This is a genomic window from Rhodococcus sp. WWJCD1, from assembly GCF_002258735.1.
Classification (GTDB): Bacteria; Actinomycetota; Actinomycetes; order Mycobacteriales; family Mycobacteriaceae; genus Rhodococcoides.
In genome coordinates this window covers 348,487-371,934 of sequence record NZ_NOXY01000020.1, presented here as the reverse complement: position 1 = coordinate 371,934, position 23,448 = coordinate 348,487, and the positions used below count along the sequence as shown (strand labels likewise).

The window sequence follows — 23,448 nt, the reverse complement described above, 5'->3', positions numbered from 1 at the left end:
TTTCGGAGTAAGCAAATCGAAGTGTCACGGCACTGTTTTCATGGGCACTATGGGTAAAGAGAACTGGTTGATCGGATCCGTCGAGGAGAAGGTGACGTCCGCCGGGCCGGGTCCACCGGCGAAGGACGGGTCGGAAGCGGCGATGTCGACTCCGATGCGGTGGCCGCGGTCGAATCGATGGACGATGCTGGGCAGCGAGATCGTCACCGGGTCCGCGGATCCGGTGAGGACGGCGGGTGCGACGAGCCCGTGAATCGGACTCCGCACACCGTTCGGTGCGACGTCGAGCACGGTGACGAAGACCGTCGCAGGCCCGGACACCGTGGGACTGATGGACAGCTCCGGTGCACCGACGACGTCGACCGGTTCGGCCAGCGGCGCGGTTGTCCAGGTCACGGCCGAACCGGGCAGCGAGACCCGAGGCACTGGAACCTCCGCGGCGATGTTCGGCAGCCCCAAGGTGGTGTGCATCGGCGATCCCGCATCCCGAATCGTCTGTGTCCAAGCATTGTTCGAGGCAACATTCTCGGACAGCGTGCCGTCTGCCACGTCGAATGTGCGCCTGGTGCCGACAGGAAATGTGTCCGATTCCTCGTAGGCCGGCGACGCGACGCCGGTGTAGGGCACCCAATCTCGGAAGTAGGTGAATGCCGGCCCTGGGTCGACGTCACGATCCTTGAGGTGTCGGTCGAGCCAATTGCCCACCAGCGCCGCTTCGTGCTGATTGAACGGATCGGGGGCCTTGATGTCGAACTCCCCCGGATAGCCCTTCCGATCGTTGTGTCCCCACGAGTGCCAGACCATGGACGTTTCCACTCCGCGCGCCCGCAGAGTCTCGAACGTGGCTGCCGCCTCGTCGAGGCTGAACAGTGAATCCTTCTGGCCCTGCGTGAGCAGAACCGGGACATCGACTCGATCGAGATAGTCCACGGGTGAGACGTGACGCATCGCCGCCAGAGTTCCCGGGTCCGGTTCGCGATTGGCAGCGAAGGCGGACGCGGCGTCGCAGACCCACTGGGCATAGTTCGGGCATCCCTGTGCCCGCGCCGGATCGGCTGCGTACCCTCCGGGACCGGTCAGGACGGCACCGGCCGCCAGAAAAGCCGAACCGAACACGCTCTTGACGGGGCCGACCGACCTGCGTCCGGCTCCGTCCGGTGCCAGCGAGCGAGCCAGATCGTTCCACGTGATCATCGACGCGACGGTATCCAGTCGCGAATCCACCGATGCTGCCGCCAATCCCGTTGCACCGGCATAGGAACCACCGAGATAGCCGACGCGGGGATCCTGCGGAGCATCGAGGCGAACGACGTCCAGAACGGGAGCTTCGACAGAGAGAGCGGCGTCGGTGAACACGCCTTCGCTGTCGCCGGCAAGGTAGCCGATGAGGTCCGACGCCGCCATGCCGTCGTAATCGGGATCGGCGAAATAGATCTTGCACGTCGAGCCACCGAAACCCAAGGCGGAGTACGACAGAACTACGTAGCCGTGGGTCGCGAATCTCGCTGCGGCGCCCGCTTGATCGTCCTTGGATCCGCCGAAACCGTTGCTGGTCAGGATGGCCGGAGCCCGGTTGTCCGGTCCGAGACCAGTTGGAACATAGATGTCGCCCACGACAGTGCAGTGCTGATCCCGCTCAGGACCAACCGCGACGTCGAAATATCGGGTCTGCACCGAGAAGTCGCCGAACGATTGCGGGGCCAGCACCGGAAGGTCCGCTGCATGAGCGGGTGCCGTGGCCACGACCAGAGCGGTCGCGGTGACACCGACGACGGTCGAGAACAGCTTCATCGGACGCAGTTCGTCGGCGGTGCGACACCTCGAAACCTGTTGTCCAGGAATGTAAGCGCAGCGGGAAGACCCTCGAATGCCGCCTGAATGTGCTGCGGGGCATGAACGACGTCGAACTGCAGAGTCGCCCCGTTCGCGCAGTACCGTGCGGCAGTGTCGCGCAGAGCACCGATGGGGATCAAGGGGTCGTTGTCGCTTCCCCACAGCAGCGTGGGTGCCGTGGGAACTCCCGCATACTTCACCAAACTGTTTTCGTCGATGATCTGCTGCGCTTCGGGGCTGTCCACCAACGACGTAGTGGTCGAGACCGCCAGTGCGCTCTTGAAGGCTCCGGTAGCAAGGATCACCGGTGTGCACGCATTCGAGACCTGATCCTTCAACGCCAGACCGGTGGGATTGAGCTGAGCCGTGATCGGTAGACGGTCGGGGTACTCGCGTTCGAGTCCGATGGCCGCGGCAAACGCGAGCCCGAATGCCTGATGCGGCTGGAAACCCAACGCGCGAGCGATGTTGTCCAGATCGGCCGGCACCCCTCCGGCTGCGGCACCGACGATGTTCAGCTCGGGTGCATAGCTCGGTGCGAGCGCGGCAGCCCACGCCGTTGCCATTCCACCACCCGAATACCCGGCCATTCCTACCGGACTGGCCGACAGTCCGAGCTCGGGAACCCGCTGCGCGGCGCGAATTCCGTCGAGTGTGATCTGACCGCCGAGCTTGGCTGCGCCATAAGCACTTTTGGGACCGAGGTGGTCCGGGACTGCGACCGACCAGCCACGCATCAGGGCCAGGTTGAGAAATTCACGCTCCTGAACACCGGTCGTCGGATCGGCCCCGAACAGCGATTCCGACGGCGCGCACTGCAACCCGAGCGCGTTGACGAACGGCTGATACGACAGCAGTGGCCCACCGGGTGCGCGGTTCGCCGGCGCGAGAACGGTTGTCACAGCAGCGATCGCGTCTCCTCGGGAGTCGGACGATCGATACTGGATCTGCCAGATGTCGGCACCCGGGTACAAGGGACTCGAGAACCGCCTGTTCGCCACGACGTCACCGTTGTTCTTACCGGTCAGGTCCGCCGCAGCCGCATAGAGCGTGCCGAGCACCGGTGTCGGATCGGTCGGCGCGGCCGACGCGTGTGGTGCAGTGACGAACAGCATCGACATCAGCCCGACGGCGGTCGTCAGGGTCAAGAGGGTGCGGCGCATGATGAAAGCTCTTCTCGATTTTCATTGGGCCCGGGCCATTCGTCGGACCGGGGAAGTCTCAGGTCGATTTTCGGATCGGCATTTGTCGTTCGGGGCCTGCCGGTCATGGTGACCGCTGGGGTGCCGTCAACGGCTCTCGCACGCATTCGGCGGCCGCTCGATCGCCTCGTGGCAGTGCCATCGCGACAGCGGTGGCCACGGCCATCGTCGCTGCCAGTCCGAACAGCACGTTCTGCTGCGAGGCCAGATGATCCGACGCCACCGGCAGCGCGGGAAGCATCGCGAAATACACGGCACCGGCGGCCGCGGTACCCACCGCCGACCCGACTTGTTGGACCGTCGGCAGGATCCCCGACGCGGAGCCGATGGCATCCGGGCTCACACCGGCGACGATGGTGCTCTGCAGCGGCGCGATCACCGACCCAAGGCCGACCCCGACCAGAACCAGTGGGATGGTCATCGGCCACGGAAAGCCGGGCCGATCGAAGTGATCCACGGCGGCACCGAGGACGAACAGCGCCGCTCCCATCGTGGCCGCACCTACCGCCACTACGCGAGAGTCCCAGCGGTGGAACGCTATCGGCGCGGCCAGCGACGCGACAACAGCCCCGATGGCGAAGGGGATCGTGATCACTCCCACCGTCGACGCGCTGTCGCCCAGTCCGGTCTGCAGCGTCACCGACATCGTCAGAACGAATGCAGTGAAGGTGCCGTACACCAGCGCCGAGACGACGCACCCACAGGTGAACCCACGCTCGACGAAAATGCGGGTATCGACCATGACGTGTGCACCCGCCGCGCTCCTTCGCCGTTCCCACATCGCGAAGACGGCCAACAGAACCAGGCCGATGCCGAATGCGGGTACCGCGGCCATCGGACTCGCGCTGGTCATGATGGGGTACACGATCGACACAGCACCGATCGACCACAGGGCAACCCCGATCGGATCGAACAGGCCACCCGACAGCACGTGCCCCGAGCCGGCGGAGACATACCGCCGGGCGAGGACGATTGCCGCCACCGAGATCGGAACGTTGATCAAAAATATTGCTCGCCAACCTGTTCCGAGGATATCGAGGTGAAGCAGGACCGCGCCGATGACCGGTCCGGCCAGACCTGCGAGCCCTGCCGTGCCGCCGTACAAGGCGAACGCAGTGGTGCGCCGCGCCCCGGAGTAGGTTGCGGTCACGATGGCCACGGTCTGAGCGGACATGGCGGCACCCGCAATTCCCTGCAGGACGCGACAGAGGATCAGTAGTTCGATGGTGGGCGCGTACGCACACAACACCGACGTCGACGCGAACATCGCAGTGCCGACGACGAACGTGTTTCTACGCCCGAATACCTCACCTGCTCTCGCCATCGTGAGGAGCGCGCACGCAAATGCCAGTAGATACGCCGCTGGTACCCAGACTTGCTGTGCACCTGTCCCGTCGAGGTCCAGGGCGATCGTGGGCAGCGCAACGGTCACGGCCGTGACGTCGATCATCTGCATCGTCACCGCCAGCAAACAGGCGCACAGCGTCATCCACGAGCCGCTGCGTCGGCGTGTCATACCCTGCTGACGTCCGGAAGCTCGTGCGCGAACGTACTCGCATCGGGGAGCTGCGGTACGTAGTCGCCCGATTCGACCACAGCAGTGAAGATCTCGGAGATCTTGGCGAAGTAGAGATCGATCGAGCGATCGGCCTCGTCCGTTCCCGGGTACAGAAATTCCACGCCGGTGTGATCTTCGAATCGGTTGACCCACATGAAGACTTCCTCCGAGCTTCCACGGTTGCCGTACAGCCCGGCCCCGGCCGCGTCGAGTTCGGCTTCACCGGGCAGCTTTCGGACGTCGACGTACGAGATCATCGGCGCGTTCCACCCCGGTTGTGTGGTGATTCCGTGTTCCGGGCCGACCAGTTCGAGGACTCGATGGTAGGACGTGTTCGCCAGCAGCTTCCCGGAATCGAATGCCTGCTGAGCAAGGACTGCCAAGGTGAGAAACGTCGGCTGCGTGCCCAACTCGAACTGCACGGGAACGAGGCTCGAGAACCAACCGATCGAGGCGAATTCGCCCGGCAGAGTTCGAGTGCTCTTGGGCGTCAGGCCCAGGTAGCTGCTTCGGCCGGCCAGTTCGTATTCCGCCAGGGCTGCCGCGGCGAAGATGCCTCCGATGAATTTTGCTCCCACTCCGGCACATGCGTCGTCGACGGCCTGCGCCTTCGCGCCGTCGAACAGCGGAAACGAATTGTGCGACGTCCTCGTGTAGTCGATACTGTTGCGTCCCAGCGGAAGTGGGAATGTCGGAAGATCGCCGCCGTTGTCCGTCACCAGATCGATCCAGGTCCGGACGGCCGCGGACTCCAGAGTCGTGGTGTCGCTCTCGCTGCGCTCGCGCCGGCAGTACTCGATGTAGCTGCCCGGGGTGAACAGTCCATCGGACTCCCCCGTCACCGCGTTGCGATAGAGCTGTCGCAACTCGTAGTACGTCAGCGCCTGCGAAATGCCGTCGGTGTCGAGGTGATCGACCGCCGCGTACACCACAAAATGGTCGTCGTGCTCGATCGTCCCGAAGGAGAAGCAGTTCCAACTCTCCGGCCCCGGGGTGGTGTCCTGCACGTGCGTGCGGATATCGGCGGCACTCGAGGGCACACCGTAGGCAGTCGGCTCGAGCACGATGTCGTCGACGTCGACGACGTGGCGCACCGATCCGACCGACGTGGTCTCGAACCAGCTCGAGAACGAATCATGCCGCTTGACAAACGTATTGAACGCTTGCCCCATTGCTGCGCTGTCCAACTTTCCTTCGATGCGGAACGTGACGAGGCACAGTCTGGAGAAGCGAAAGGACGATCCTCGGTTGCGGAACGCGGCCTCGAGGTACGCCTGCTGGATGTGGGACGGACGTGCCGGATGGACGGGTGCCGCTGCGGCAGCGTCCCGTGAGGCGTCGGTAGGCGACCACGTGGTGAGTGGTCCTGGAGCGGGCTTCCACTCGTCGATGAGTCCGAATGCAACCACGACACAACCTTTCGAAGGGGAGAGATACGACGCAGCACAGTGCGGTGCGTCGGAGGGGCCAGTGCACCATTCGAGCGAGACGGAGAACACCCCACGGCCCGGCATTTTGGAAAATCGACAACGATGCGCGAGATATCTGTGTCAGAACTGAAGGATCGTCAAGATTGTGGTGGGGGCCAGACAATCGATCTAACGTCGGACACTCATCGCGCTGACCGACAACCAGGCTCCGCGCTGCCCCCCACGATGTCAGGAACGGTAGATGATCGACCGATACCGCCTGCGTGATGCGACCGTTTCGGCCCTGAGTGTGCTCGCGACCGTCCTTGTTCTCACGTCGGGCACAGCAGCAGTGGCAACTGCCGAGACAGCATCGTCGGTCGTCGGAGTAGAAGGCATCGGGGAACGCCGGGACGTCGTGCACGTGCATTCCGCGGCAATGGACCGCGACGTCGTCGTCGACATCTTTCGGGCGGAGACACCCGGTGCGCCCACCCTCTATCTGCTCAACGGTGCAGCCGGCGGAGACGGCGGCAGCAGCTGGTTCGATCAGACCGACATCGCCGGTTTCTTCGGTGACAAGAACGTCAACGTCGTGGTCCCACGGGGTGGCGCTGCAAGTTACTACACCGACTGGTTGCACGACGACCCGGTGCTGGGCCGCAACAAGTGGTCCACGTTTCTCGGTATCGAACTTCCGCCGTTGATGAACGCACTGCTCGACAGCAACGGCGTCAATTCCGTCGCCGGTATCTCGATGGCCGGGACGTCGGTTCTGCAGCTGGCCATCGCCCATCCCTCCGTCTACCGATCCGTGGCCTCGTACAGCGGATGTGCCCGTACCAGCGACCCGGTGGGCGAGATGTACGTCCGATCCGTGGTCGAAGCGCGCGGCGGTGGATCCACCGCGAACATGTGGGGGCCTGCAGGCAGTGCCGACTGGATTGCCAACGACCCGTACGTCAACGCCGAAGGCCTGCGTGGTGTCGCGGTGTACATCTCGAGCGGAACGGGAGCGCCCGGCGCGTTCGATGTGCCCGGCGGACCCGGCATCGGTAGTGACTACGGCAAGCTCGCCCAGCAGCTTGCCGTCGGTGCCGTCATCGAGGCGACCACCGATTCGTGCTCGCACCAGATGCAGCAGCGCCTGCAGGAGTTGAACATCCCCGCCACCTACAACTTCCGACCCAACGGAACCCATTCGTGGGCCTATTGGCAACAAGACCTACACGACTCGTGGTCGGTGATCGCGCCGTCGATGGGACTGCCGACCACCTCCTGAGCCGTGACTTCCAGCGATGACGAAGGAAACTCGATGAGCCGAACCGACACCATGGGCACTCCTGCTCTTGCCGCCACCTGGGCCCGTTCACCCTGGCCGCTCGCCGACATCATCGCGGCCAAACGCGGCCGAACGGTCTCGGTCGTCCTCCCTGCCCTCGACGAGGAAGACACCGTCGCGGACGTGATTGCCTCGATGACTCCCCATCTGGGAAGTCTCATCGACGAAGTGGTCGTGCTCGATTCGGGCTCGACCGATCGCACGGCTGTCCGGGCGCGCGCGGCCGGGGCCACGGTCGTCTCCAGGGAAGAGGTGCTCCCAGCCCTACCCGTCGTCGGCGGAAAGGGAGAGGTCCTGTGGCGCGGAGTAGCGGCCACCTCGGGCGACATCGTGGTGTTCGTCGACTCGGATCTGGTCGATCCGGGCTCGCACTTCGTGCCGTCGCTCGTCGGTCCGCTGCTCATGCACGAGGGTGTCGAACTGGTCAAAGGCTTCTACCGTCGCCCTCTGACGATCGGTGACAGCACCGACGAGGATGGTGGCGGACGCGTCACGCAGTTGACGGTGCGGCCCCTGCTGACCGCACTTCGTCCCGAACTGGCCGGCGTCTTCCAGCCGCTGGGCGGCGAGTACGCCGCCACTCGCCGATTGCTGGAAACTCTGCCCTTCGCCCCCGGTTACGGCGTCGAGATCGGACTGCTGCTCGACACGTATCACCGCTCGGGTGCGGGCACGATCGGGCAGATCGGACTCGGAACGCGCCGCCATCGAAATCGGCCGACCTCCGAGTTGGCCGTCATGAGTCGACAGATCATCGCCACGATGTTCTCGCGGCTCGGTATCGGCGATTCCGGCGCCGGATTCACCACCTTCTCGACCACGGGACCTCAGGTCTCGATGAGTGTGGCACCGCTGTCCTCGGTCGACCGTCCCCCGCTGATCACCGTCGACGACTACCTACGTGCCAACCGGCGGCACTCGATGAGCGCGCCGGTCTGACCCGAATACAGACGCACCCTCCACCGACGAACACGGTGGAGGGTGCGCTGGGTCGTGCAGAAGAACGAGTTACTTGCCTGCAGCTTCCGACGCCCGCAAGTCCTTGCGGAGAATCTTGCCTGCCGCAGACTTCGGAACGGTGTCGATGAATTCGACGCGTCGAACCTTCTTGTGCGGGGAGACGCGCTCGGCGACGAACGCGATGATGCCGTCCTCGTCGATCGTGGCACCCTGCTGGCGCACGACGAATGCCTTGGGGATTTCTTCGCCCTCGTCGTCGAGCACACCGATGACGGCAGCGTCGGCGATTTCCTCGTGCGTGAGCAGCAGGGCCTCGAGCTCGGCCGGCGGCACCTGGTAACCCTTGTACTTGATCAGTTCCTTGAGGCGGTCGACGATGTAGACGACGCCTTCGTGGTCCGCGACAGCGATGTCGCCGGTGTGCAGGTAACCGTCTGAGTCGAGGGTCTCGGCGGTGGCGGAAGGGTTGTTCAGGTAACCGACCATCACGTTCGGTCCCTTGACCCACAGCTCGCCCGGCTTGCTCAATCCCTCTGTGGGAAGCTCGATTTCGTCGCCCGTGGCCGGGTCGACGAGCTTGTTCTCGGTGTTGGCCAGGGGCTGGCCCACCGAGCTCAGCGGCATGTCGTCGCGGTCGAACGGGATGGCGTGGCTGACCGGGCTGAGCTCACTCATGCCGTAGCCCTGGCGCACCCGCGTGTTCAAGCGCTTGGCGACGGCCTTGCCGAGCTCCTCGTCCAGCGGTGCGGCACCCGAGAAGATGGTGTGGACGCTGGACAGGTCGTACTGGTCGATCATCGGGTGCTTGGCGAGCGCGACGGCCACCGGCGGTGCGATGAACAGATACGTCAGCTTCTGGTCCTGGATGATGCGCAGGAATTCGACGAGGTCGAACTTCGGCATCGTCACCAGGTGTGCGCGCAGCTTCAGCGCGATGTTGAGCAACACGGTCAGGCCGTAGATGTGGAAGAACGGCAGCAGCGCCAGGATCGCGTCATCGCTGTCGATGCCCACCCGCGGTTCCATCTGTGCGACGTTCGCGACAAGATTGCGGTGCGTGAGGATGACGCCCTTCGGCACACCCGTCGTACCGGAGGAGTACGGCAGCACCGCAACATGCGTGGCCGGATCGAACGAGACCTCGGGGGCAGGCGCGCCCTGGGTCAGCAGATCGCGCAGATTCGGATGCCCCTCGGCACCGTCCAGCACGATGACGTGATCGGCATCGATGCCGACCTTGTCCGCGGCCGCCTTCGCCTGCGGGTACAGCGGCGAGACGGTGAACAGGAACTTCGCGCCGGATCCGGTGAGCTGCTTGGCGATGTCCTCGGCCGTGTACAGAGCGTTGATCGTCGTCGCCGTTCCGCCTGCGCGCAGGATGCCGTGCAGCACCGACGCGAACGCGGGGACGTTCGGCGAATGCAGTCCGACGACATCACCGACCTCGAGCCCGCGCGCAGCGAGCGCACCTGCAATGGCGTCGACCTGGCCGATCAAGGTCTTGTAAGTGGTGACGTCACCCGAGGTGCCGTCGATGAGAGCAGGCTTGTCCAGATCGGACTCGGCGATCGACCCGAACAGGAAGTCGTAGACGCTCAGATTCGGGATCTCGACGTCGGGAAAGGGACTGCGGAAGCTCATGGCTCTCCTTCGAAAAACTGCGGCAACAATGATCGAACCTTACAGTGAAAGCGGTCACATCGGACAGCGACCCTACCGCTGAGTCAGGTAGGGCGTCCGCTAACTTCGGGACGCATACGGTTTGCCCGCTGCTGCCGGTCCTCGCACGTGGCCCACCAGCCCGGCGACGGCGAAGATGGTCACCACGTAGGGCAGCATCAACATGAATTCGCTCGGCACCGGAGACCCGATGATGCCCAGCACGTTCTGCAGATTCGACGCGAATCCGAACAGCAGTGCGGCCAACGTCGCGCGCACGGGATCCCACCGCCCGAAGATGACCGCGGCGAGTGCGATGTAGCCGGCACCGGCAGTCATTTCCTTGCCGAAGGCTCCGACGGAACCGAGCGTGAAGTACGCACCGCCGAGTCCGGCAATGGCACCGGCGAGGCAGACGTTCCAGAATCGCGTTCGAGCAACGTTGATTCCGACGGTGTCGGCGGCTTGCGGATGCTCACCGACGGCGCGCAGTCGCAGACCCCACTTGGTGTGGAACAGGCCGAAGAACACGAGCGCCACGGCGATATACATCAGGTACACGATCAGCGTCTGTCGAAACAGCACCGGCCCGACGATCGGAATCTGCGAGAGCACCGGAATGTCGATGCGCGCGAAGCGCGGTGGCGAATTGAGCGTCTCGGCGTTCTTGGTGAGCACCACCGAGTACAGGAAGCTGGTCAGTCCGACGACCAGGACGTTGAGCACCACACCCACGATGACCTGATTGACGAAGTAGCGAATCGAGAACACTGCCAGCAGCGACGCGGTCACTGCGCCGGCCACCAGAGCCGCGAGCAGCGCCACGTAGGTGGACCCGGTGATCGACGCGACAACGGCGCTGACGAAAGCGCCTGCGAGCAACTGGCCTTCGATGGCGATGTTGATGACACCGACCCGCTCGGAGATCACCCCACCCATCGCGCCGAAGATCAGCGGTGTGCTCAGAGCGACTGCGCCGATGAGCAAACCGGGCACCGGAATGGTCTCACCGTCGGCTGCCCACGCGAGAAAGCCGAACACGAACAACACCGCGAACACCGCGAGCAACCACAGAGGCGTCGATCGGTATCGCGAGGCCAGCAGCGCCGCGTAGCCGGTGATGACGGCCAACAACACGACCACGATCAGCCCGGTGCCGTACGACGGCACACCCACGGCCGGCAGTGCGAAGAAGTCGCCCTCCGATGCCAACGCGAATGTGCTTGTGCCCGAACCTTTCTTGACAACGAACAGCACCAGAGCGAGCAACGTCACGACCCCGAGGATCGACGGCACCTTCCAGCTGCGACCGAGTACTGCCTCGGCGGGGGCGACGACGGGGGCGGTCACAGTGCACCCACCTTCGCGGTCTCGGCCTTCGCCAGTTTCTCTTCGCCCGGTTTCGGTAATCGGAACACCGCTCGCACCAGTGGCGGCGCAGCGATGAACAGCACGATCACCGATTGCACGACGAGCACGATGTCGATCGGTACGCCCTCGGCCGCCTGCATGGCGAACCCGCCGGCTTTGAACGCGCCGAACAGGATTCCCGCGAAGAACACGCCCCACGGTTTCGATCGGCCGAGCAGTGCGACGGTGATGGCGTCGAATCCGATCCCCGCATCGATGTCGGCGCTGAAGCCGGTGGTAACGGTGCCCAGGACTTGAGCAACTCCGGCAAGGCCGACGAGCGCACCGGACATGATCATGGCGTAGAGGTAGATCCGGTTGACGTTCATACCGGCCACCCGTGAGGCGTGTGGGTTCTCGCCCACTGCCCGGAAGCGGAATCCGAGGCTGGATCGCTCGAGCAGCCACCACACCGCAACGGTCACGAGGATCACCAGAACGAAACCGAGGTGCAGGCTGTACCGGTCGCCGAACAGCTTGGGGAACACTGCGGTCGACGCGATAGGAGCGGTCTTGGGATTATTGGATCCCGGAGCCTGCAGGGCACCGGGGGTACGAAGTAGGTACGCGACGAGGTAGAACGCGATGTAGTTGAGCATGATGGTGACGATCACCTCGTGAGCGCCGGTGCGCGCCTTCAGGAATCCGGCGATTCCGCCCCATACCGCGCCGCCGAGTACACCCGCGACGACGGCGACCAGCAGGTGCAGTCCGGCCGGCAGGCTCACCCCGAATCCGACCCAGCCCGCACACGCGGCGGCGATGAGCATCTGGCCTCGTCCACCGATGTTGAACATGCCGACGCGGAAGGCAAGGGCCACACCGAGTCCCGCGACGATCAAAGGAGTGGCGAACGTCAGAGTCTCGGTCAGTGGCCGGATGCCGTTCTCGAATCCGGGCCGACGGAAGTTGTACACCGAGCCCTGGAACAACGACGAGTACGCGCCGGCAACGGAATCCCAGATGGCCTTCAGCATGTCCGAGGGACGCGAGAAGAAGTAGCCTGCCGACTCCTGGACGCCGGTGTTGGTGGCGGCGATGAGCACGGCACCGACGATCAGCGCGAGCAGTACGGCGAGAACCGAGATGATGGCACTGCCGGTGAAGATCTGCCGGAGCACTACATGTGACGCGGACGGCTGCGGAGGTGTCGGAGGCGGCGGAGCTGCCGGGGGCTGCTGGGTCTCACTCACCACGCTCACCGCCCATCATCAATCCGAGTGTTTCGCGGGACGTATCCCCGGGGACGATTCCCACGATTGCTCCTCGATACATGACGGCGATGCGGTCGGCCAGTGCGGCGACCTCATCCAGTTCGCTCGAGACCACGATGACCGGGATCCCCGAATCCCGAGTGGCGACGATGCGCTTGTGCACGAATTCGATGGACCCGACGTCGATTCCGCGAGTCGGCTGGGCCGCGACGAACAGCCGCAGGTCGCGGCTCAGTTCGCGAGCGAGCACCACCTTCTGCTGGTTACCACCGGACAGGCGTCCGACGGCGGTCCCGATTCCCGGTGCCCGCACATCGAATTCGCTCAACTTCTCCGCTGCGAACTTCTCCAGATAGTCGCGCTGCACCGCTCCGCGCCGCACGAACGGCATGCTGTTCGAGCGATCGAGCATCAGATTCTCCGCAATCGAGAACTCGCCCACCAAACCGTCGACGGTACGGTCCTCCGGCACGAAGCCGACACCGGCGTCGAGCACGTCCTGCACCGTCGATCCGACCAGCGAACGACCGTCGAGGCTGATCTTTCCGGACACGTTGTCCTGCAACCCGAGTAGAGCCTCGACGAATTCGGTCTGCCCGTTGCCCTGCACTCCGGCGACGGCGAGGATCTCCCCCGCCGCGACCTCGAGGCTGACGTCGTCGACGGTCTTGTTGCCCTGGGCGTCGAACACCGACAGATTCTCGATGACCAGCGCCGGCTCTCCAGGAGAAGCGGGATCCTTCGAGACCGTCAGCTGCACATCGCGTCCCACCATCATGGCCGCGAGTTCGGTGTTGGAGGCGGTCGGTTTCGCTTCGCCGACCACCTTGCCGAGCCGGATGACGGTGATCTTGTCCGCCACTTCGCGCACTTCGCGCAGCTTGTGGGTGATGAAGACGATGGTGGTGCCCGACGCCGCGAGCTCGCGCATGATCCGCATCAGATCGTCGGTTTCCTGCGGCGTCAGGACGGCCGTCGGCTCGTCGAACACGAGCACCTTGGCCTCACGAGAGAGTGCTTTGACGATCTCCACCCGCTGCTGCACGCCGACGGGTAGGTCGTCGACGAGAGCATCGGGATCGAGATCGAAGCCGAACCTCGCGGAGATCTCTCGTACCAGCTTTCGTGCTGCCACGAGATCGAGTCGTCCACCGAGCGAGGTGGTTTCGTTGCCGAGCACGATGTTCTCGGCCACGGTGAACACCGGTATCAGCATGAAGTGCTGATGCACCATGCCGATGCCGGCGGTCATCGCCTCGCCCGGACCGGCGAAGTTCTGCTCGACGTCGTCGAGCAGAATCTGGCCCTCCTCGGCGCGATACAGGCCACTGAGCACGTTCATCAACGTGGACTTGCCTGCACCGTTCTCGCCGAGGAGGCAGTGGATCTCGCCGGATTCGACGCTCAGATCGATGTGGTCGTTGGCGATCAACGAGCCGAATCGTTTGGTGATACCGCGAAGTTCGAGCTTCATATCCCTTTACGACCGCTTGCTGCTACTTGGGTGCCGACGGCGACTCGACGGTGATGGACCCGTCGACGATGCCGGCCTTGATCGTATCCAGCTCGCCCTGCAGTGCGGGGTCGACCTTGGACTCGAAGTCGTGGAACGGTGCGATGCCGACGCCGTCGTTCTCCAGGGTGCCCACGTAGGGAGCGTTGTCGAACTTGTTTGCACCGGAGTTGGCCACCACCTCGTCGACGCTGGTCTTGAGGCCCTTGGTCACAGAGGTGAGCAACAGGTCGCCGACCGAGGGGTCGGATTCGAAGACGTCGGCGTCGGCACCGATGAGGGCGACCGGACGCGAGGAGTCCCGAATGGCCTGCGCCGCACTCTGATAGATGGGTCCACCGACCGGAAAGATGACGTCGGCGTTCTGGTCGATCAGACCCTGAGCGGTGTTCTTGGCAACTTCGTTGGCGGTGAATCCACCGGTGAACGAGCCGTTCTGCGAGGGCACGTCCCAGCCGATGACGCGGACCGCCTTGCCCTTCTGCTCGTTGAAGTAGTTCACGCCGTCGGCGAAGCCGTCCATGAAGATGGTGACGGTCGGCAGCTGGGAGCCGCCGAACGTGCCGACCACTCCGGTGGTGCTGTAGCTCGCGGCCGCGTAACCGGCGAGGAAAGCCGACTGCGAAGCGTCGTAGGTCAGCGGCTTGACGTTCGGCAGGTCGATAGTCGAGTCGTCGATGATCGCGAAATCGATGTCGGAGTTGGCCTCGGCTGCCACCTTGGTGGCGTCGGCCAGATCGAATCCGACGGTGACGATGAGGTTGCAGCCCTGATCGACAAGGTTGTTGATGTTGGGGGCGTAGTCGGTGGGTGACGCGGACTCGACGGTGCGCGGCTCGACGCCGAGCTCCTGGGAGGCTTCGGTCAAACCCTCGAACCCGAGCTGGTTGAACGACTTGTCGTCGAATCCGCCGCTGTCGGAAACCATGCAGGGCAGGAAGTCACCGGATCCGCCTCCACTCGATCCTTCGTCCTCGGGAGCGGATCCACAGCCTGCGATCAGGGCGATGGCACCGAGCGACGCGACGCCGCCGAGTGCTGCCTTCCGCGTACTCGTGCGGGTAACGAATGACAAGATGTCCTCCAATTTAGATGTGCTTCGTCTGGTTCGGGACGCTACTCGCGCGGGCGAGGGTGCGCAGGATTTCACTCAGGTGTCGTTGTCGGATGCAGCCTTATCGGATGCAGCCTTATCGGATGCAGCCTTGTTCGGCACAGCCTTGTCGGGCTCGGCCTTGTCGGGCAAGCTGCCGCCTTCGCGGAGTATTCGTGCTTCGTCCTCACGCACCATCACTGCCGGCCCCGCTGCCACCACCGATGGGTTCGGCGGCGTACCGGGTCTGAATACGTTGAAGAATACGTTGAGGACCACCGCCACGATGCTGGCGGCACTGATTCCGGAATGGAAGATGGTGACGAACCAGTCCGGAAATTCGTCCCAGAAGTCGCTCGCGACAACGGGAATGAGGCCGAACGCCAAGGTCACCGCCACGATGACCACATTGGAGTTGTTGTCGTAGTTCACCTTGCCGAGGGTCCGGATGCCGCTGGCGGCGACGGTTCCGAACAGAGCGATGCCTGCCCCTCCGAGTACCGGCAGCGGGACGACACCGACGACTGCGGCAAGAACCGGCGAAAGGCCCAGCAGCGCAAGCACGCCGCCACCCACCGCCACGACGAAGCGGCTCTTGATGCCGGTCATCGCCACCAGACCCACGTTCTGCGCGAAGGCCGTCGCCGGGAACGTGTTGAAGATCGGGGCGACGGCAGAGGACACCATGTCGGCGCGCAGTCCGTCACCGACGCGCTTGGAGTCGACGTCGGTTCCGACGACCTCACCGACGGCGAGGATGTCGGCCGTGGTCTCGACCATGATCACCAGGATCACGATGGTCATCGAGACGATCGCACCGACGGCGAAGATCGGTGACCCGAACGCGAACGGCGTCGGTACGGCCGCCACGGACGCGTCACCGACACCGTCGAAGTCGGTTTTGCCGACGATCAGTGCTGCGATGGTGCCGACGACGAGTCCGAGCAGAATCGACAGCCGCGACAGGCCAGGAATCTTGGTCATCACCAGCACGGCGAGCAGGGTGAACATCGCCAGCCCGATATTGGCGGGATCGAGATAGTTCGGGTTCGGGGCACCGCCCACCATTTCCTGGCCGGTGATCCACCGCGCGGCGACCGGCATCAGGGACAGTCCGATGACGGTGATGATGCTGCCGGTCACCAGCGGTGGAAAGAAACGAATGATCTTCGAGAAGAACGGCGCGATGGCCAACCCGATCAGCGCGGCCACCAGAACGGCACCGAGGACCGTGCGCAATCCGGTTCGGCCGTCTTCCGCACTGCCGATGATCGTCAGCACCGTCGAGACCGAAGCAAACGAAATGCCCTGCACCAGCGGCAGTTGCGAGCCGAAGAACGGGATACCGATGGTCTGCAGGACGGTGGCCACGCCACTGACGAACAGCGCGCACGAAATCAGCAGGGCTTGGTCGGCACCGGACAGCCCGGCCGCTCCACCGACGATGATCGGTACGGCAATGACGCCACCGAACATCGAGAGAATGTGCTGCAGACCGTAACCGAACATCTGCAGCACCGGCGGGCGGGCGTCCTCGGGCCTGGTCATGAGAGTCAGGCTATGAACCGGACGTTACGGGCAGCGACACCGACCCATTTCGAGCGAGTTACGCTTGCTCGGCCTTGTCTGCTCCCACCAGATGCTCGAACGCCTTCAGGTTCGCCAACGATTCGCCACGCGAGACCCGCCATGCCCATTCACGTTTGATGGACTCCGCGAATCCCAGTTCGAGCAGCACGTTGAAGTCGCCGTCGGCGGCCTCGAGGGTCTGACCGAAGATCCGATCGAGTTCGTCACCGTCGACAGCCCGCAACGACATTCGCCCTACGAGGTAGATATCGCCGACCTTGTCGATGGTGTAGTGCACCCCGTACAGCCGACGGTTTCGACGCAGCAGGTACTTGTAGACGCCCTCGAAGTTCTCGTCGGGCTTGCGGCAGACGAACGCCTCGATGCGCACCCCGTGGTGTCCGACGGTCAACATCGTCGTCGTCTTCAGTTTGCGTTCACCGGGCAGTTCGACGGTGAACACTTCGCCGCGCCGCGTGTAGTCCAGTTCGCGATCCTTCAGGACCCGGTCGATCAGTTCGGCGGTCTCGCTCATGCAGTCACAGCTCCTGATCTGCGTAGTTTCGACAATCCTCGGACCCGTCGCGGCGAGAACTCGCTCGGTGCCTCACCGCGGTCGAAATGGAATTTGGCCTGACGGTAACTCTCGATGAGACCGTCCGCGGTGTGCTCCCACGAAAAGTTTTCGGCATGCCGAGGTGCCGCACTTGCCATGTCCGCCAATGTAGTTCGATCCGAGAGCATGGACGCGAGCGCATCGGCCCAGTCCTCGGTGCGGTGGCCCTGCACCAGACGGCCGGTCTCGCCCGATCGCACGGCCACGCCGAGACCGCCCACATCGGCTGCCAACACCGGCGTTCCGCACGCCTGGGCTTCGATCGCGACCAGCCCGAACGATTCGTTGTAACTCGGCACCGCAACGACATCCGCGGCGCGGTAGACCTGTGCCAGACGTGACGACGGTTGCGGCGGCATGAACGTCACCCGCGGGGTGATCCCGAGACTCTCGGCCAGATCGATGAGGCTGTCGGGTCGATCCAACCCGCTGCCCGACGGCCCGCCGACGATGAGGACCCGTAGTGGCGACGACGGATCTCGCTGCAGCACTTCGGCGGCCGCGGCGATGAGCACGTCCGGAGCCTTGAGCGGTTGGATGCGTCCGACGAATGCGACGATCGACTCGTCGGGGTTCAGACCCAGCTCGGTGCGGGCCGCGAGCTTGTCCCCCGGATTGTATTGCGCCAGATCGGCTCCCGGCGCAACCACGTCGATCGAGTCCTGCGAAGCCCCGTAGATCTCGACGAGGGACTTCGCTTCCTCGGTTGTGTTGGCGATCAGCCGGTCTGCCTCCGCCACCACTTGCTGCTCGCCGATCTGGCGCGCCGCAGGCTCCGGTGAGTCACCATGCGCCAACGAGGCGTTCTTGACAGCGGCGAGGGTGTGCGCGGTGTGTACCAGCGGCACTCCCCAGCGATCGCGCGCGAGCCAGCCCACCTGACCCGAGAGCCAGTAGTGCGAGTGCACCAGGTCGTAGTACCCGGGCTCGTGCCGGGCTTCCTCACGCAGAACCCCGGCCGCGAACGCGCACAGCTGGGTGGGCAGGTCGTGTTTGTCCAGCCCCTCGAACGGGCCGGCGACGATGTTGCGGACCAGCACTCCGGGTGCTGCCTCGACGACGGGAGCATCGGTGGACGCCGTGGCCCGGGTGAAGATCTCGACCTCCACACCCCGCTTGGCCAGCTCTTTGGCGCTCTGCAACACGTAGACGTTCATGCCACCCGCGTCACCCGTTCCGGGCTGCGCCAGTGGGGACGTATGCAAGGACAACACAGCGACCCTGCTCAGCTGGTGTCCAGTCACTCCCTCAGTGTGCACGCCTCCACATTACGTCTCGATAACTACCCCTTCAGACGACCGGGCAGACTCAGACCATCCGGGAGTGCAGCCTGCGGAACGACCCAGGCTGTCGAGAAACTCGGTCACCTCGGTGAGGAAGCGCTGCGGATCGGCCACGAACGGTCCGTGATCCACGCCCTCCCAGTACGACGCCACGGCCGTGGGTATCAGCTCCGCTGCATGACGCCCGGCGGAGACGTCGACGACGGTGTCCGCGGTGCCGTGCAGCACGAATGCAGGCACATCGAGGCTGCGGAGCAGGTCATCGTGCCCGACGGCACGATCGAACAGGGCGGCGCGCACTCGCGGCCGGGTGGACAGGGTCAACCCGAACAGCGCCTGTGCTTCCGTCCCCTTTCCTTCCACCGGCCCGGTCAATGCGTTGCCGAAGCTACCGAGCGCCTTGATGGCTACGCGGGGCTCCTCGGCCATCGCACCGGGGATCGCCGCCCGCATGGCCGTCCCCACGCGTCCGCCTGCCTCTCCCCTGCCGATGCTGGTGATCGCGCCGACGAGCACGATGCCCGCCACCGCGCCGGATCCGTGTTCGGCAAGGTAGTCACAGATCACCAGACCGCCGTAGGACCAGCCCAGGAGCACTGCGTCGGCGGTGATGCCCTCTGCAGCAAGCACCGCCTCGACGTCCCCGGCCCAGATCTTCGAGTCGTCGTACCCCGCCGCGGGGGCGTCGGAGTAGCCGTGACCCCGCAGGTCGACGGCGACAACGCGGTACCGCTCGGCCAAGTTCTCCAACAGTCCCTCGCCCCAGCACGCCGAGCTCTGCGCCCACCCGTGCAGCAGAACCAGTGGCCTCGCCTCGGGGTCACCGCTGACGCGGTAGACGATGTTGGCTCCGTCGATCCCGGTGGCCTGGCGAACCGGTCCTGCTGCAGGGGTGCTCATGGTAGGTGAACCTACGCGGCAGCTCTGCGCATCGACGCGAGCGGATCGGAGTACAGGGAGCTGAGAGAGACCACCGTCGCGGCGTATTCCTGCACCCGGTCGCCGAATCCGGTGACGCGAATATCCCGGCGTGCCAGCGTCGAATGCGCGGTGAATGCCTCGCCCACGTGCGGGATTCCGGCCGGGTACGCGGTGAACGCCTGGCCCCCGAGTACGACGCGATCCGGATTGAACATGTCGCGCAGCAGCGCCACCGTCCGACCCAGTATCCGAGCGCGCTCGACCAGCAGTTCGCGCGCCGCCTCCGAACCGCCCTGCGCTGCCTGGTACACCGCGGCGATACTCGGATGTGGCTGCGGCGCAGCGACATTGGTCGCTCCGCGGGCTACGCTCACAGCGACATCGGTCGCTCCGCGGGCTACGCTCGCAGCGACATCGGTCGCTCCGCGGGCTACGCTCGGAATGATTTTGCGGTCGACGGCAGCAGCGACCACCGCTCGATCACTGACGGAGGCCTCGAGGCAGCCTCGATTACCGCATCCGCACAGCGCCGACGACCCGGTGGGCAGGTGGGCGATGGACCCGGGGCCGCTCGCCGGGGTGTGGACGCGGCCGTCGATCGTCAGAGCCATGCCTGCGGTCTCGCGAGCGTAGAAGTAAAGAGAGGTTCCGCTCGTGCTCTGCGCTGCCGCGGTGTCCGACAGTCGAGGTGCTAGCAACAATTCCGAGGCTGCCATCGCCTCGACGTGCCCGGACACCGAGATGGGAAGGCCGAGTCCGCCGCCGATGATGCCGGCGACGCGGCCGTTCTCCCACCCCAGTCGCGGGTGGTCGACGGTGCCGTTCGCGGTGTCGACACGGCCGCCGATGGCTACGCCGACCCACAGCGGTGTGCGGCGGTGCCAGCGTCCGGCAAAGGCACCGGCGCTGCGGGTGACGGAAGCCAGCGCCGCGTCGGGGGATCCACCTGGCGTGGGGATTTCGACGGCGCCGAGGATGCGCCCGCGCAAGTCGCTGACGGTGATGCCGGTGACGACGGCACCGATGTGGATGCCGATCGTCGAAAACGGTTCGTGGTTGACCTCGAACGGCACCCGGGGCCGTCCGATCGCTCCCGATGCCGTCAGGTCCGCACGCTCGCGCAACAGCCCGACACCGAGCAGAGCCGATACCTGCCGATTGACGGTGGCGATACTCAATCCTGTTGTGCGAGCTGCGCTGTCGCGCGAGATGGGCCCTTCGACGCAGGCCACTCGCAGCACCGACGCCACGGGGCTGTCGACGATCCGCAGATCGGGTGCGACGAGTTGGACGCGCGATGCGGGAGCGGTGACCCGTCCGGGCGAGCGCAGAGCGGGGCGAGCGTGGTGGTGGTGCAGCGTGGTTACGGACATCCGTCGTGGATCCTCAGCAGTGGAGACCGTCGTCGCTAAATGAACAACGACGACGGTGCGAAGTGATGCAGGTCAAGGGGCGAGCACGGTGGTCACGAAAGACCACGACACGCGGATCGACTGCCCGTAGCGCAAAAAGGCTAGAGACAGGTTCCTTGGCCGAGACAACACAGTTCCCGAGGGAGCGGCAAGCGAGAACCGAGGGACGCGGTCACATAGGTGACCCGCATCGCGGTGGTCTCGCTGGCGGACATGAGTCCAAAATTAGCACTCGAAGCCCGATTGTCCAATCGGGCCCGTCCAGAAGCGCTGTTTCTCCCGAACTAGAATTTCCCCATGACCTCGCCCGAACACATCGCACCCGATACCCGAATCGCCGTCGTCACCGGAGCGAGTTCCGGCATCGGCGCGGCCACCGCCCGCCAACTCGCCGCCGACGGATTCCACGTGGTGATCGGTGCCCGCAGACTCGACCGGCTCGAGGAGTTGGCGTCGGACATCGGCGGTACGGCCCTGGAACTCGATGTCACGGACGAGGATTCGGTCGCGGCCTTCGCCGCGGTGATCCCCCGCGTCGACGTCCTGGTCAACAATGCAGGCGGCGCAAAGGGATTGGCTCCGGTGATCGACGCCGACCTCGACGACTGGCGCTGGATGTGGGAGACCAACGTCCTCGGCACGCTACGGGTCACAAAATCGTTGCTGCCCAAGCTGATCGACTCCGGCGACGGCCTCATCGTCACGATCACCTCGGTTGCTGCGTTCGAGGCGTACGACAACGGCTCGGGGTACACCTCCGCCAAACACGCTCAGGCCGTGCTGCATCGGACACTACGCGGCGAACTGCTGGGTAAGCCGGTGCGGTTGACCGAGGTTGCGCCCGGCGCCGTGGAGACCGAATTCTCGCTCGTCCGCTTCGACGGTGACGCCGCCAAGGCCGACGCCGTCTACCAGGGCATCACACCGTTGGTGGCGAGCGACATCGCGGAGGTGATCGGCTTCGTGGCCTCGCGCCCGTCGCACGTCAACCTCGATCAGATCATCATCAAGCCGCGCGATCAGGCCGGTCCGGGGCGCTTCTCCCGTAAGTAGCCCATGTGCATGGAAACTCGTAGTGCGCTACGAGTTTCCATGCACGTGCGCGTAGCGCTCTACCCAGTGGGCGCAGGTGCCGTTGTCGTTGCAGGTGCCGTGGTCGCGGGGGTCGTGGTTGCGGCTGCTCCGCCGGCAGGAAGCGCCGACATCGACTCCCAGGTCGGCCAGTCGATGGCCCAGTCGTACAGGTCACCGTCTGCTGCGGACAAGTCGATACGGGTGCCGGTGACCTCCACCGGATCGCCGTACATCGCTGTCCCGAAGTACTGCTGTGCGTCCTCGGTGGAGAGGTTGATACACCCGTTGGTGACGTTGGACGCGCCCTGCACGCCGGTGGTCAGCGGGTTGGCGTGGATGAACTCACCGTTGTTGGAGATGCGCACGGCCCAGCGTTCGCGCACGTTCTCGTAGAACGGCGGGTTGGACATCAGAAAATCCTCGTGCTTCTCGGTGACGACGTGGATGCCGCTGCGGGTGACGTTGCGGTCCTCGTTGCCCTCGCCGTAGCTCACGGGGATGTCCATGATCGTCGCGCCGTCGCGGACCACCTGCATGCGGTGGCTGGTGGCGTCGGCGACGACCACCTGGCTGCGTCCGATACTGAAATTCAAGGTGACGTCGTCGGCTCCGTACGCGCCGTCGCCGTAGTTCACGCCGTAGAGCTTCGCGACCACCGACACCGTCGTACCGGGAGCCCAGTAGTTGGTGGGACGCCAGTGGATGCGTGAGCCGTTGTCGTCGGGGAACCAGGCCCATGCGCCGGGAGTCGGCGGGTTGGTGGTCACCGTCAACGCTTTCTCGACGGCCGCCTTGTCCTCGATCGCCGAGTCGAACTGCAGGATGATCGGCGCGGCGATGCCGACTTCCTGGCCGTCGCCGATGTTGGTGCTCACCGAGGTTCGGCTGTCCGGTTCGACGGTGGTGAACGCACCCTCGATGGGCACGGTCTTGTTGTCGCCGCCGACAGCCGAGCCGGACCACGTGTACTCGACGCCGTACCCCAACGGTTCGGTGACGGCGTACGAGGTCTTGTCCGGTGAGAGTGCGCCCTGGACGACCTTGCCCTCGGGGTTCGTCAGCGCAACGTCGGTGAGCGTTCCGTCGGTCACGGAGACCGAGATGGGCGCGACGGGGCTGATGTCGACGGCACCGTCGGCCGGGTTCGCGGTGACCTTCGCAACGGGCGCGGCCTCGGTGGTGGGGGCTGCAGCTCCCGAGCCTCCGTCACCGGATCCGACGGTGCAACCTGCCACCAACGCCACCAAGGCGACGAGCACGGCGATCAACCACACCGCGCGCGTCCGTTTTGTCTGTTCTACCTGCTCATGCACGTTATCCAACGTACCTGCGTCTGCGAACTGCCCCACTTTTCCGGGTCATTTTGGGGGCAGTCTCACA

At 64.8% G+C, this 23,448-nt stretch carries 18 protein-coding genes; 3 read left to right on the top strand and 15 right to left on the bottom strand.

Annotated elements, in window-relative coordinates; genetic code table 11:
* Positions 1-24 precede the first annotated feature (24 nt).
* From CH286_RS14065 to CH286_RS14050, 4 genes are all read right to left on the bottom strand, one after another.
* Positions 25-1,791: a CocE/NonD family hydrolase gene (locus CH286_RS14065; RefSeq protein WP_094609497.1), complete on the bottom strand. Its 1,767-nt coding sequence runs from the start codon at positions 1,789-1,791 to the stop codon at positions 25-27.
* Positions 1,788-2,996 carry a lipase family protein gene (locus tag CH286_RS14060; RefSeq protein WP_094609496.1) on the bottom strand — a complete coding sequence of 403 codons (1,209 nt, stop codon included), beginning with the start codon at positions 2,994-2,996 and terminating at the stop codon, positions 1,788-1,790. Before CH286_RS14060 ends, CH286_RS14065 begins: the two co-directional genes overlap by 4 nt.
* Positions 2,997-3,099: 103 nt before the next feature.
* Positions 3,100-4,551, bottom strand: coding sequence for an MFS transporter (locus CH286_RS14055; protein ID WP_080734300.1), 1,452 nt, complete (start codon positions 4,549-4,551; stop codon positions 3,100-3,102).
* Positions 4,548-6,002 carry a condensation domain-containing protein gene (locus CH286_RS14050; RefSeq protein ID WP_037148707.1) on the bottom strand — a complete coding sequence of 485 codons (1,455 nt, stop codon included), beginning with the start codon at positions 6,000-6,002 and terminating at the stop codon, positions 4,548-4,550. Before CH286_RS14050 ends, CH286_RS14055 begins: the two co-directional genes overlap by 4 nt.
* Positions 6,003-6,264: 262 nt before the next feature.
* Here CH286_RS14050 and CH286_RS14045 point away from each other — a divergent pair, with 262 nt between their 5' ends.
* On the top strand, positions 6,265-7,284 hold the full coding sequence (locus tag CH286_RS14045) for an alpha/beta hydrolase (protein ID WP_094609495.1): 1,020 nt from the start codon (positions 6,265-6,267) through the stop codon (positions 7,282-7,284).
* Positions 7,285-7,317: 33 nt separating this feature from the next.
* Positions 7,318-8,283, top strand: coding sequence for a glucosyl-3-phosphoglycerate synthase (locus tag CH286_RS14040; RefSeq protein ID WP_094609623.1), 966 nt, complete (start codon positions 7,318-7,320; stop codon positions 8,281-8,283).
* Positions 8,284-8,352: 69 nt separating this feature from the next.
* Here the strand turns inward: CH286_RS14040 and CH286_RS14035 are convergent, their stop codons facing one another.
* The 10 genes from CH286_RS14035 to CH286_RS13990 all read right to left on the bottom strand — a co-directional run bounded on the left by CH286_RS14035 (position 8,353) and on the right by CH286_RS13990 (position 20,955).
* Positions 8,353-9,945, bottom strand: coding sequence for a 4-coumarate--CoA ligase family protein (locus CH286_RS14035; RefSeq protein WP_094609494.1), 1,593 nt, complete (start codon positions 9,943-9,945; stop codon positions 8,353-8,355).
* A gap of 99 nt (positions 9,946-10,044) precedes the next feature.
* Positions 10,045-11,313: an ABC transporter permease gene (locus tag CH286_RS14030; RefSeq protein ID WP_094609493.1), complete on the bottom strand. Its 1,269-nt coding sequence runs from the start codon at positions 11,311-11,313 to the stop codon at positions 10,045-10,047.
* Positions 11,310-12,566, bottom strand: coding sequence for an ABC transporter permease (locus CH286_RS14025; protein ID WP_080734315.1), 1,257 nt, complete (start codon positions 12,564-12,566; stop codon positions 11,310-11,312). Before CH286_RS14025 ends, CH286_RS14030 begins: the two co-directional genes overlap by 4 nt.
* Positions 12,559-14,061, bottom strand: coding sequence for an ABC transporter ATP-binding protein (locus tag CH286_RS14020; RefSeq protein ID WP_094609492.1), 1,503 nt, complete (start codon positions 14,059-14,061; stop codon positions 12,559-12,561). The genes CH286_RS14025 and CH286_RS14020 overlap by 8 nt, the downstream gene beginning before the upstream one ends.
* A 22-nt stretch (positions 14,062-14,083) precedes the next feature.
* Positions 14,084-15,175 (bottom strand): BMP family lipoprotein, encoded by a 1,092-nt coding sequence (locus CH286_RS14015; RefSeq protein ID WP_255182652.1) that lies wholly within the window; start codon positions 15,173-15,175, stop codon positions 14,084-14,086.
* Between the two features lie 75 nt (positions 15,176-15,250).
* A complete protein-coding gene (locus CH286_RS14010) occupies positions 15,251-16,741 on the bottom strand; it encodes a nucleobase:cation symporter-2 family protein (protein ID WP_094609490.1) in 1,491 nt (496 codons plus the stop codon).
* A 58-nt stretch (positions 16,742-16,799) separates the two neighbouring features.
* Positions 16,800-17,297 carry a YbjN domain-containing protein gene (locus CH286_RS14005; RefSeq protein ID WP_032380356.1) on the bottom strand — a complete coding sequence of 166 codons (498 nt, stop codon included), beginning with the start codon at positions 17,295-17,297 and terminating at the stop codon, positions 16,800-16,802.
* Positions 17,294-18,622: a D-inositol-3-phosphate glycosyltransferase gene (gene mshA / locus CH286_RS14000; protein ID WP_037148717.1), complete on the bottom strand. Its 1,329-nt coding sequence runs from the start codon at positions 18,620-18,622 to the stop codon at positions 17,294-17,296. Before mshA ends, CH286_RS14005 begins: the two co-directional genes overlap by 4 nt.
* Before the next feature lie 24 nt (positions 18,623-18,646).
* Entirely contained in the window at positions 18,647-19,561 is a 915-nt protein-coding gene (locus tag CH286_RS13995) for an alpha/beta fold hydrolase (RefSeq protein WP_255182651.1), read from the bottom strand.
* A gap of 11 nt (positions 19,562-19,572) precedes the next feature.
* Positions 19,573-20,955 (bottom strand): ROK family protein, encoded by a 1,383-nt coding sequence (locus CH286_RS13990; protein ID WP_176458238.1) that lies wholly within the window; start codon positions 20,953-20,955, stop codon positions 19,573-19,575.
* A 336-nt stretch (positions 20,956-21,291) separates the two neighbouring features.
* Between CH286_RS13990 and CH286_RS13985 the strand changes: the two genes are divergently transcribed.
* Complete coding sequence (locus CH286_RS13985; protein ID WP_032380354.1) at positions 21,292-22,047, top strand: SDR family NAD(P)-dependent oxidoreductase; 756 nt, start codon at positions 21,292-21,294, stop codon at positions 22,045-22,047.
* Positions 22,048-22,106: 59 nt separating this feature from the next.
* Here the strand turns inward: CH286_RS13985 and CH286_RS13980 are convergent, their stop codons facing one another.
* Positions 22,107-23,381 (bottom strand): L,D-transpeptidase, encoded by a 1,275-nt coding sequence (locus CH286_RS13980; protein ID WP_052077470.1) that lies wholly within the window; start codon positions 23,379-23,381, stop codon positions 22,107-22,109.
* Positions 23,382-23,448 lie beyond the last annotated feature (67 nt).